Genomic DNA, 10,049 nt, shown 5'->3' with positions numbered 1-10,049 from the left:
TGGCTTTCGGCGCGGTGCAGCGTCATGTTGAGGATGGCGTTGCCGTGGTCGATGAAGGCGTCCAGGTCCGGCAGCGTGCCAGCTACCCCGCCCCACAAGGCGGCCTTCCACACGGCGGTGCGCCGCCCCATGACGGCCACGCTGACGGCCGAGCCAAGCGCAATCTGGGTCAGTGAATCCATGGCGGGCAGCTTAACGCAGCTCCCCGCCAGCCGGCCCGGCCTGGGGCCCTTGTCCCCTGGCCGGGCCGGGGCGTTGTCTGTGCACGGGGCTCCATGTCACCCGTTCGCATGAAGAAGGCGGGCAGGCTTCAGGGCACAGGCGTCTGTTTGCCCCGCCGCCAGAAGTGAGCCATCAAGGGCTTGACGCTGACGCCGTGGAGCAGGATGGACAGCGCCACCACCACCAGCGTCGTCTGGATCATCTGCAGGGCCAGCGTCTCGGGCAACTCGTGCTGGATGGCGTACATCAGGTAATACAGCGAACCAATGCCGCGCACGCCGAACCACGCGGTCATGCCGCGTATGCGCCAGGGCGCCGGCGTGAACCACATGCCGACCAGCACACTGAGCGGGCGCGCCACCAGAAACAGGAACAAGGCCAGCCCCACCGCCGGCCAGCTCCAGGAGGTCAGGAACATGGAGCCGCCCACCAGCAGCACCAGCACCAGCTCGGACAGCCGCTCCAGGTGTTCCTTGAAGACCAGCGAGCCTTCGCTGACCGTGTGCAGCGAGTCCGCATCTTCGGCGGGGCCGGCGCTGGCCGGCGCGCTGGGGCCGGCGGTGTCCAGGGCGCCGGCGGATGCCTTGAGCGCGTTCCGTGCCAGCTTCAGTTCAGCCTGGCGCAGCGCCACGGCGGCAAAAAAGACGGCCAGAAAGCCCCAGGCGTGCACCATCACCGTCAAACCGTAGACCACGCCGATCAACCCCAGGCCCAGGAAGTCGTCGAGCAACTCGTGCTTGTGCGGCTCGCGCCGGAATTTCCAGCCCAGGCGAGCCAGCGCAATACCTGCCACGCCGCCGATCAGGATGGCGGCCAGCGTGGCCCACAGCACATCCACCAGGACCCAGCGCAGGCCGAAGTCGCCGAGCTCGTGCAGGCCCAGCAGGCCCAGCCCCAGCATCACAAAGGGAAAGGCGCTGCCGTCGTTCATGCCCGCCTCGCAGGTCAGGGTAAAACGCAGCTGGTCACGGTCGCCCGGGTGGCGGATCTGCACATCGGTGGCCAGCACCGGGTCGGTCGGCGCCAGAATCGCGCCCAGCAGCACGCCGGCGCCCAGCGGCAGGCCCAGCACATAGAAGGCGAAGGCCGCAACCATCGCAACAGTCAGCGTCATGGACACGGTGGCCAGCAGAATCGGCGCGCGCCAGCGGGCAAAGCTGAAGGGCACCGGCATCTTGACGCCGGCGGAAAACAGCGAGATCAGCACAGCCCCCTCGGTCAGCACCTCCAGCAAGGCCGACTCCTTGAGCGGGTTGAAGTGCAGCAGGTTGAGCGCGCTGGGGCCGACCAGCAGCCCCACGGCCAGGTAAATGATGGCGGCCGTGACCGGCGACCGCTTGAGCACGGTGTGGGTCAGCCCCATGACCAGCAGCAGGCCCCCCACCAGCATGAACCACAGGGCATTATTCATCGTGCAGACCGGTCAGGGGCCGGGCACGCCGGACTTGCGGCAGGCGGTGTGGAGGGTTCATGAAGGCTTTCCGGCCGAGGCAGCCCGGATGTCTTGTTCGGTTGATGATGCAAACAAGGATACAGCGTCCGCGGCGGCGGGCGCCTGCACCCTGGGCATACCCCCCGTTACAATCTCGCTGCCTGCCAGCCGGGAAGCGGGAGCCGGCGGCCTCTGGCGCAGCATCACACGGGTGCGGTCAAGAGTGTGTGTTACCACCTACCGGGTTCCAACCATGACGTCCCTCAAGACCCTGCTCGTTTTTTCTGCCACCTTCGCACTGCTGGCCTGCAGCTCCATGGGCAGCACGCCCGTGGGCAGCGACAGCACGGTGACCGAGGCCACGGCCAAACAGCTGGCGGGCGACGTGCCGCTGCCGCAGGGCGCCGTCATCAAGCAGCAGGACACGCTGGTCATGGGTTCGGGCAACACCTGGATGGGGCGGCTGAGCCTGACCGTGCCGGGCGAGGCGCAACCCGCGTTTGCCTGGTTCCGCGACAACCTGCCCGCCGCTGGCTGGACGCTGACCTCGAGCTCGTTTTCCAAACTCAGCCTGCTGACCTTCACCAAGGCCGAACGTGTGGCCACGGTGCAGATGCAGGGCAGCAACTTCGGCGGCAACGAGGTGCTGATCACGGTGGCGCCGGCCGTGCGTCCGGCCAGCCGGCCCTGAGCGGCCTCGAACGGCCTTGAGCCGGCCCTGCGCCGTCCGCCCCCCGCACTGCTATTGAATCCATAGCTGGTGGCGCTTTCCCCGCTTGGGCTGGAGGCCGAAAACGCTTTCAGAAAGGCGGGTGAGCCGACTACTGGTTCAGACCGGCTGTTCCGACGGGACCATGATCTGGCTGGCCAGCACCTTGTCGATGCGTTTGCCGTCCAGGTCCAGCACCTCAAAACGCCAGCCCGCTGCTTCGACCAGATCGCCGGTGCCCAGCAGGCGGCCGGACACGCTTTGCAGCAGGCCGGCCACGGTGTTGTAGCGGCCCCGGTCCTCGTCGGGAAGCTCCCGGATGTCGAGCCGGGCCTTGAGCTCGGACACCGGCATCACGCCGTCAATCAGCCAGCTGCCGTCGGCACGCCGCGTGGCCCAGGCATCCACCTGCGCGCCGGGCTGCAGCTCGCCGGTGATGGCTTCGAGCATGTCCATGGGTGTCATCAGGCCCTGCACCACGCCGTATTCGTCCACCACAAACACCATGCGGGTGGACTGGGTGCGAAACTGCTCCAGCAGCTCCATGCCGGTCAGCGTTTCCGGCACAAACATGGCGGGAATCGCGTAGGCGTCAATGCGGTCAGCCAGCGTCGGGGTGCTGCCGGTGCCGGTGGCCTCGCCAGCGGGCTGGATCTGGCCGCGCAGGGCCAGCAGCTTGGCAATGTTCACCACGCCCACCACGTCGTCGAGGCTGCCGCGGCACACCGGGTACCACGAGTGCCCGGTCTCGCCGGCCTTGACAATCGCCTGCGCTACGGTGTCGCTGGCGTCCAGCCACTCGATGTCCGAACGCGGCCGCATCAGCGAGGTCAGCAGCCGGTCGTCGAGCAGAAAAACGTTCTGCACCATCTGGTGCTCGTGCTCCTCGATCAGGCCGGCGTCAACGCCCTCTTCCAGGCTGGCGGCAATTTCCTCGTCGGTCACGGTGCGCTCGCCGGCGTTGTCCACCCGCAGCAGCTTGAGCACGGACTGGGTGCTGAAGGACAGCAGCCGCACAAAAGGCTTGGCCCCGGTGGCCACCCACATCATCGGGCGAGACACCAGCCGGGCCACGGTTTCGGGGTACAGCTGGCCGATGCGTTTGGGCACCAGTTCGCCGAACACAATGGTGATGAAGGTGATGACGGTGACCACCAGCGCGGTGGCCGTGATGTCGGACGCACGGGGCGACGCACCAAACGTCTGGAGCCAGCTTGACAGGTTGCCGCTGAAGGCCGCCTCGCCGATGATGCCGTTGAGCATGCCGATGGAGGTGATGCCGACCTGCACCGACGAGAGAAATTGCGTCGGATTTTCCAGCAGCGTCAGCGCCGCCCCTGCACCTTTGTCGCCCGACTCCGCCATGGCGTTGAGTCTGGCCTTGCGGCTGGAAGCGAGCGCCAGCTCGGACATGGCAAAAACGCCGTTGAGCAGGGTCAGAAAGGCGATGAGGATGAAATCCATGGATCCGGAGGCAGAATGAACACATGGCACTTTACTTGATTGGCGACCTGCAGGGTTGCAACGAGCCGCTGCAGCGCCTGCTGCGCAGCGTGGATTTCTCCCCCAGCCGCGACACGCTCTACCTCCTGGGCGACCTGGTCAACCGCGGCCCGGACTCGCTGGGCGTCCTGCGCAGCCTGTCCGGCCTGGGCGATGCCGCGCAATGCCTGCTGGGCAACCACGACCTGAACCTGCTCGGCATCCGCCACGGGCTGCGCAAGCCGCACCGCAGCGACACCGTGCAGCAGGTGCTGGACGCGCCCGACTGCGAACCCCTGCTCGACTGGCTGCGGCACCGCCGCATGGCGATCCACGAACACGGCTGGCTCATGGTGCATGCCGGCGTGCTGCCGCAATGGGACGCAGCGCAGACCATGGCGCTGGCCGGCGAGGTCGAGCAGGCGCTGCGCGGCCCCGACCTGGCCGGCTTTCTGAAAACGATGTATGGCAACACCCCCAACCAGTGGCAAGAGACCCTGGCCGGTGCCGAGCGGCTGCGCGTGATTGTCAATGCCCTGACCCGCCTGCGTTTCTGCACCGCCGACGGCGCCATGGAATTTGCCACCACAGGCAGCACGCAGACGGCGCCGCCGGGTTACCTGGCGTGGTTTGAAGTCCCGGGCCGCCAAACCGCCGGTCTGCCCATCGCCTTCGGCCACTGGTCCACGCTGGGGGCCGATACCGCGGCCAGCGGGGCCGGCCTGCTGGCCAACACCCTGCCGCTGGACACGGGTTGCGTCTGGGGCGGCTGCCTGACGGCGGCGCGGCTGGGCAAGAAGCCCGGTCAGTTCGAGTTGATCCGCGTGCCCTGTCCGCAGGTCCGCGCACCGGGCTGAGTTCCACAAAAACAAAAGGTTTTGGCCTTCAGCCCAATAGCCACGTGCGCCGGCAGCTATCAATAAAGTAGCAAACCGGCAGCCTGTCCGGTGCTCAGACGGACGGCGGGGCAGGGTTTCTGAGCGCAGCTTCGTCAGCCAGGGCGCGCGCCACACTGGCCGAGAGCAGCAGCACCGCCGATGAGAAATAGATCCACATCAGCAGCACCACCAGCGAGCCGGCCGCGCCATAGGCCGACACCACGGCCGCGGTAGACAGGTAAATCGCCATCAGGTACTTGCCCAGCGCAAACAGGATGCCGCCGGAAATGCCGCCCATCACCAGGTAACGCATCGCAGGTTTGGGCCCGGCGCTCATGCGCATCAGCGCAACAAACAGCCCCGCCGAAAAAGCCATGGACACCAGCTCGTTGATCACCACCGCCACACGCTCCAGCGGCATGTAGCTGCCGGCCCAGGTGGTCAGGAAACTCAGCACGGCGGAGATCACCAGCGACACCAGCAACAGAAAACCAAAGGCCAGGATGTAGGCAATGCCGCGCACTCGCAGCGAGGCGCTGTACCACCACTTCTGCTGCGGTGGCACGCCCGTGTCCTGGCGCCAGAGCCGCTCGAAGGCGTCCTGAAGCTCGGCAAACACGCCGGTGGCACCGGACAGCAGAAGGATGAATGCAATACCCGAAGCCAGCAGCCCCTCGGACGGCTTCTGCGCGCTGGCCAGTGCCTGCTTGATCATCTGCGCGCCCTGCTCGCCGATCACGCCGCCGATCTCCCGGATCAGGCTGCTCTCGATGTAGCTGCGGTCCAGCCACCAGCCCAGCACCGCCACCAGCAGCACCAGCAGGGGCGCCAGACTGAGAATGCCGTAGAAGGACATGGCGGCACTCATGCGCAGACCGTCAGCGTTGAGCCACAGGTCGACAGCGCGGCGCGCCGGACGCAACAGGGTGGGAAAGGAGGAACGTTGGTAGGCGCGGCGCAAGCCAGCGTACGTAGGCATCATGCCGCCAGCATAGCCCGGCTGGCCCGGCAAGACCATCGGACGCCTGCGCGGGAAACAGTAGGCCCCGGCCCCGAATGCTGCCGGAGACCCGCCGCTTCAGCTGGCTGTCTTGAACAGTGCAGCGACTTTTTTCTTCGGCTTGATGTTGGCCGACACGCCGCGGGAGGCGCCGCTCTTGGCAGCAGTTTCCCAGGCCGGTTGTGCTTCGGCCGGCAGGCTGGATTCGTAAGGCTTGTCAAAAAACGGATCGCGCGAAGCCTGCTGGCGCTGTGGTGGTGCCTCGCGGCGTTCACGGCGCTCCGGCCGGTCGCGCTGGGCCTCCACCGGCTCGCGCACTGGCTGGTCGCCGCTGTCGCGGTACATGCGCCGGCCGTCGTTGATACGGCCCTGTTCCTTGATGCGCGGCTGGTCCTCGTCGAACTCCATGGGTTCGAGCTCGATCTTGGTCTTGATGAGTTTTTCGATGTCGGTGACCAGGCGCTGATCGCTGGCAGCCGCAAAACTCACCGCCAGGCCGGAGGCGCCGGCGCGGCCGGTGCGGCCGATGCGGTGCACATAGTCTTCCGCGTTGAAAGGCACGTCGAAGTTGAACACCGCCGGCACGTCCTTGATGTCCAGGCCGCGCGCGGCCACATCGGTACACACCAGCAAATCGACTTCGCCGCTTTTGAAGGCCTCGAGCGCCTTGAGGCGCTCGTCCTGGCTTTTGTCGCCGTGCAGGGCGGTGGTTTTCAGGCCTTCGCGCTCCAGCGAGCGGGCCAGGCGGGCGCAGCCGAGCTTGCTGTTGACAAACACAAACGCCTGCTTGATGCCGCGTGTTTTGAGCACCTGATGCAGCGCGCGGCGCTTGTCGTCGGCACTGACAGCGTAGAAATGCTGCTCCACCGTGGACGCGGTGGCGTTGGAACGCGCCACCTCGATCGTCACCGGGTCCTGCAGGAAGCTCGATGCCAGGCGCTTGATCTCGGGTGAGAAAGTCGCCGAAAACAGCAAGGTGATGCGCTGCTTGGGCAGGTAGCTCAGGATGCGCTGCAGGTCCGGCAGGAAGCCGATGTCCAGCATGCGGTCGGCTTCGTCGAGCACCACGTATTCGACCTGGTTGAGCACGGTGTTCTTGGCTTCGATGTGGTCGAGCAGCCGGCCCGGCGTGGCGACCAGCACCTCGACACCTTTTTTCAGCTCAGCGGTTTGCGGCTTCATGTCCATGCCGCCGAACACCACCGCGCTGTTGAGGTTGGTGTACTTGGCGTAGAACTTCACCTGCTCGGCGACCTGCACCGCCAGTTCGCGCGTGGGCAGCAGCACCAGCGCGCGCACCGGATGGCGCGCCGGCGAGGTCGACGCGTTCTCGTGCTTCATCATGCGTTGCAGCAGTGGAAGCGCGAACGCGGCGGTTTTCCCGGTGCCGGTCTGGGCGGCGCCCATCACGTCCCTGCCCTGAAGAACGACCGGAATGGCCTGCTCCTGGATGGGGGTCATGGTTTCGTAGCCCATTTCGGCTACGGCGCGGGCCAGCGGTTCTGCCAGCGAAAGGTTCGAAAAAGATGATGTCATTTAGCCTGCTATTGTCGCACTTTGGGCGGTAAAGGCTTTTCAGCCGGCCCACCGTCCGCTCCCGCCTGCGGATGCCCGGTTTTCCTTCGTCAGAATGCTATTGATTTAATAGCTGCTTGCGCATACAGGGCTTGGGCTGGAAGCCTGTTTTCTATAAATTTCTGGCAGAAAAGGTGTCACAGGCCTTGACGTTACCTTGTTGCAGGCCATTGTTGAACCAGCGCGCACGCTGGGCGCTGCTGCCATGGGTAAAACTCTCGGGCACGATGGCCCCGCCGCTCCCGCGTTGCAGCGCGTCGTCGCCGATTTTTGCGGCAGCGTTCATCGCCTCCTCGACATCGCCCTGCTCCAGGATGGCGCGGGCACGCTGCGCGTGATGCGCCCACAAGCCGGCAAAACAGTCGGCCTGCAACTCCAGCCGTACACTCATGGCGTTGTATTCGGCCTTGCTGACACGCCCGCGCATCTGGTCCATCTTGCCGGTGATGCCGAGCTGGTTCTGCACATGGTGGCCAACCTCATGCGCGATCACGTACGCCTGGGCGAAGTCGCCGGGCGCGCCCAGCTTTTTCTGCAGGGTTTCGTAAAAGCCCAGATCAATATAGACCTTCTGGTCGGCCGGGCAGTAAAAAGGCCCCATGGCCGCCTGGCCCTGGCCGCAGGCCGTGGCGGTGGCTCCGCGAAACAGCACCAGCCGTGGCTCCTGGTAGGTGCTGCCGCCCTGGGTGAACACGACTTTCCAGACATCTTCGGTGTCGGCCAGCACGGTGGACACAAAACTGGCCATGCGGTCATCGGCCGGCGGGCGTTGTGCCGGCCCTTGCTGGACCTGGGCGGTCGGCGTGCCGCCGCTGAGCGCACCCAGAATGGTCAGCGGGTTGATGCCAAAAATCCAGCCGCCCACCACTGCCAGGACAATCGTGCCGATACCGATGCTGCGGCCACCGAGCAGCCCGCCCCCACCTGCGCCACTGCGGCGGTCCTCGACGTTGTCGGATTCGCGGTTGCCTTCCCACTTCATGATGAACTTTCGTTGGTGTCGGCGCCGCCGGTGCGGTGCAAACTGTGCACACTGTGCGAACTACTTTACTTGAGCCTTGAATCCAGAAACGGAACATTTCGCCCGCTGCAGCATCCCATTGAACATGAACAAGTTTCTTGAACGCGCCCGCATTTTTCCCGTTTTGCTGTCAGCCTTGTTGCTGACCGCCTGTGCGAGCCCGCTGGTGACCCAGGTCACCAGCTTCAACCAGTGGCCCGCCGACGCCGCTGGCAGCAGCTTCAGTTTCATCAAGCCGCCGCAGAATCGCTGGGGCGCGCCGCAGGAGCTGGAACAGGCCACCTACGAGCGGTATGCGCAGCTGGAACTCGAAAAGCTGGGCCTGCGGCCTGCCGCCGCGGGCGAGCCCGCGCGCCTGCTGGCTGAACTGAGCACCGTCAACCAGACCCAGCAAAGAACCTATCTGCAGCCGGTGTATGAAAACCCGCTGGTGTTCTACCCGCCGCGCCGCAACGCCGCTGGCCAGTATTTCCCCGGCTTCTGGGCGCCCAGCCGTTTCGGTCCGACCTATGTGGGCGACCGGGTGATGCCCTACACCGTGCAGTTCAGCCAGCTCAACCTGCGCCTGCTCGACACCCGCAGCGGCCCGCCGGGGCAGCCACGCGCCGTGTTCGAATCACGCGTGGTGTACGAGGGAAACGCCAGCCTGCCCGCGGTCATGCCTTACCTGGTGCGTTCAGCACTCGACGGCTTTCCCGGCCAGAACGGGCAGGTGCGCCAGGTCCGCTTCGACCGCGAAACCGGCGCGCTGATCCGGAAATAGGCGTCTTGCACGGTCCCCGGGGCAGTGCTGAAGGCGCGGGCGGTCGGCACTGCTTCACAATGGCGGCATGCCACGCCCAAGCACCTCCACGCCCCTGCCGCGCATCCTGCTGACTGGCTTTGACGCCTTCGGCGGCGACACCCTGAACCCGAGCTGGCTGGCAGTTCAGGCGCTGCATGGCCGGCGCATCAGTGGCCATCAGGTGGTGGCAGCCCAACTGCCGACTGTGTTTGAAGCCTCGCTGGACGAACTGGAGCGACTGCTGCGCGCACACCGGCCGGCGCTGGTGATTTGTGTCGGTCAGGCTGGCGGACGCACCGCCCTCTCGCTGGAGCGGGTCGCCATCAATGTGAACGACGCACGCATTGCCGACAATGCCGCCGCGCAGCCGGTGGACACGCCCGTCGTCTCCGGCGGACCGGCGGCGTATTTCAGCACGCTGCCCATCAAGGCCATGCTGCAGGCGCTGCAGAAAGAAGGCCTTGCCGCCGAGGTGTCGCAGACCGCCGGCACCTTTGTCTGCAACCACGTGTTCTACGGACTCATGCACATGCTGGCCACGCAGCGCGGCTTCAAGCGCACGCGCGGTGGCTTTGTTCACGTGCCCTTCCTGCCCGGCCAGGGCCAGCCCCACATGGCGCTGGACGACGTGGTGCGCGGGCTGGGTGTGGCCGCAGGCGCGGCAATAACCACGCAGCGCGACATCACGCAGGGCGCGGGAACGATCAGTTGATTTTTTCTGGGGCGGGCTCATCCCGCAGCAGCCGCCAGACCAACCAGCTGCCGATCAGCGCGTTGCTGAGGGCAAAACCGCCGACGATCAGGGTGGCCCAGGTGTCCAGCACCCGGTTGTGAACAATCCAGGCCAGCGCAGCCGACAGGGCATTGAGCGCCATGGCCATCCAGAACAGGGGATTGCGGGGCTGAAAAAGGCGGGATAACTTCATGGAAGGAATGCTAACCGCTG

11 protein-coding genes are annotated in these 10,049 nt (G+C 65.9%); 4 read left to right on the top strand and 7 right to left on the bottom strand.

Annotated elements, in window-relative coordinates; translation table 11 throughout:
• On the bottom strand, window positions 1-182 hold a 182-nt coding region (locus tag PSV33_RS15010; RefSeq protein ID WP_300563025.1), incomplete at its 3' end, for a metal-dependent hydrolase.
• 128 nt (window positions 183-310) lie between these two features.
• Complete coding sequence (locus tag PSV33_RS15005; protein ID WP_300563023.1) at window positions 311-1,633, bottom strand: cation:proton antiporter; 1,323 nt, start codon at window positions 1,631-1,633, stop codon at window positions 311-313.
• A 274-nt stretch (window positions 1,634-1,907) separates the two neighbouring features.
• Between PSV33_RS15005 and PSV33_RS15000 the strand changes: the two genes are divergently transcribed.
• Window positions 1,908-2,345, top strand: a complete 438-nt coding sequence (locus tag PSV33_RS15000) for a hypothetical protein (protein ID WP_300563021.1) — start codon at window positions 1,908-1,910, stop codon at window positions 2,343-2,345.
• 138 nt (window positions 2,346-2,483) lie between these two features.
• Here the strand turns inward: PSV33_RS15000 and PSV33_RS14995 are convergent, their stop codons facing one another.
• A complete protein-coding gene (locus tag PSV33_RS14995) occupies window positions 2,484-3,827 on the bottom strand; it encodes a hemolysin family protein (RefSeq protein WP_300563018.1) in 1,344 nt (447 codons plus the stop codon).
• A 23-nt stretch (window positions 3,828-3,850) separates the two neighbouring features.
• On the opposite strand from PSV33_RS14995, the gene PSV33_RS14990 reads away from it, so the two are divergent.
• On the top strand, window positions 3,851-4,702 hold the full coding sequence (locus tag PSV33_RS14990; RefSeq protein WP_300563016.1) for a symmetrical bis(5'-nucleosyl)-tetraphosphatase: 852 nt from the start codon (window positions 3,851-3,853) through the stop codon (window positions 4,700-4,702).
• A 94-nt stretch (window positions 4,703-4,796) separates the two neighbouring features.
• Here the strand turns inward: PSV33_RS14990 and PSV33_RS14985 are convergent, their stop codons facing one another.
• From PSV33_RS14985 to PSV33_RS14975, 3 genes are all read right to left on the bottom strand, one after another.
• The gene (locus PSV33_RS14985; RefSeq protein WP_300563027.1) at window positions 4,797-5,702 is read right to left on the bottom strand and encodes a YihY/virulence factor BrkB family protein; all 906 of its coding nucleotides are present in this window, start codon (window positions 5,700-5,702) and stop codon (window positions 4,797-4,799) included.
• Window positions 5,703-5,801: 99 nt separating this feature from the next.
• Window positions 5,802-7,259 carry a DEAD/DEAH box helicase gene (locus PSV33_RS14980; RefSeq protein WP_300563014.1) on the bottom strand — a complete coding sequence of 486 codons (1,458 nt, stop codon included), beginning with the start codon at window positions 7,257-7,259 and terminating at the stop codon, window positions 5,802-5,804.
• Between the two features lie 151 nt (window positions 7,260-7,410).
• Complete coding sequence (locus PSV33_RS14975) at window positions 7,411-8,280, bottom strand: neutral zinc metallopeptidase (protein ID WP_300563012.1); 870 nt, start codon at window positions 8,278-8,280, stop codon at window positions 7,411-7,413.
• Window positions 8,281-8,404: 124 nt separating this feature from the next.
• Between PSV33_RS14975 and PSV33_RS14970 the strand changes: the two genes are divergently transcribed.
• Together PSV33_RS14970 and pcp are read left to right on the top strand one after the other, a co-directional pair.
• On the top strand, window positions 8,405-9,082 hold the full coding sequence (locus PSV33_RS14970; RefSeq protein ID WP_300563010.1) for a DUF4136 domain-containing protein: 678 nt from the start codon (window positions 8,405-8,407) through the stop codon (window positions 9,080-9,082).
• Window positions 9,083-9,176: 94 nt separating this feature from the next.
• Window positions 9,177-9,815 (top strand): pyroglutamyl-peptidase I, encoded by a 639-nt coding sequence (pcp, locus tag PSV33_RS14965; RefSeq protein ID WP_366945604.1) that lies wholly within the window; start codon window positions 9,177-9,179, stop codon window positions 9,813-9,815.
• Here the strand turns inward: pcp and PSV33_RS14960 are convergent.
• Window positions 9,808-10,049: hypothetical protein (locus tag PSV33_RS14960; RefSeq protein ID WP_300563006.1), on the bottom strand; the 242-nt coding region annotated here is incomplete at its 5' end. The genes pcp and PSV33_RS14960 overlap by 8 nt on opposite strands.

It is taken from the genome of Polaromonas sp. (genome assembly GCF_029945895.1).
Taxonomy (GTDB): domain Bacteria; phylum Pseudomonadota; class Gammaproteobacteria; order Burkholderiales; family Burkholderiaceae_C; genus Polaromonas.
Note: the sequence above shows the minus strand (reverse complement) of the source record. Positions and strands in the feature narration are given on the sequence as shown.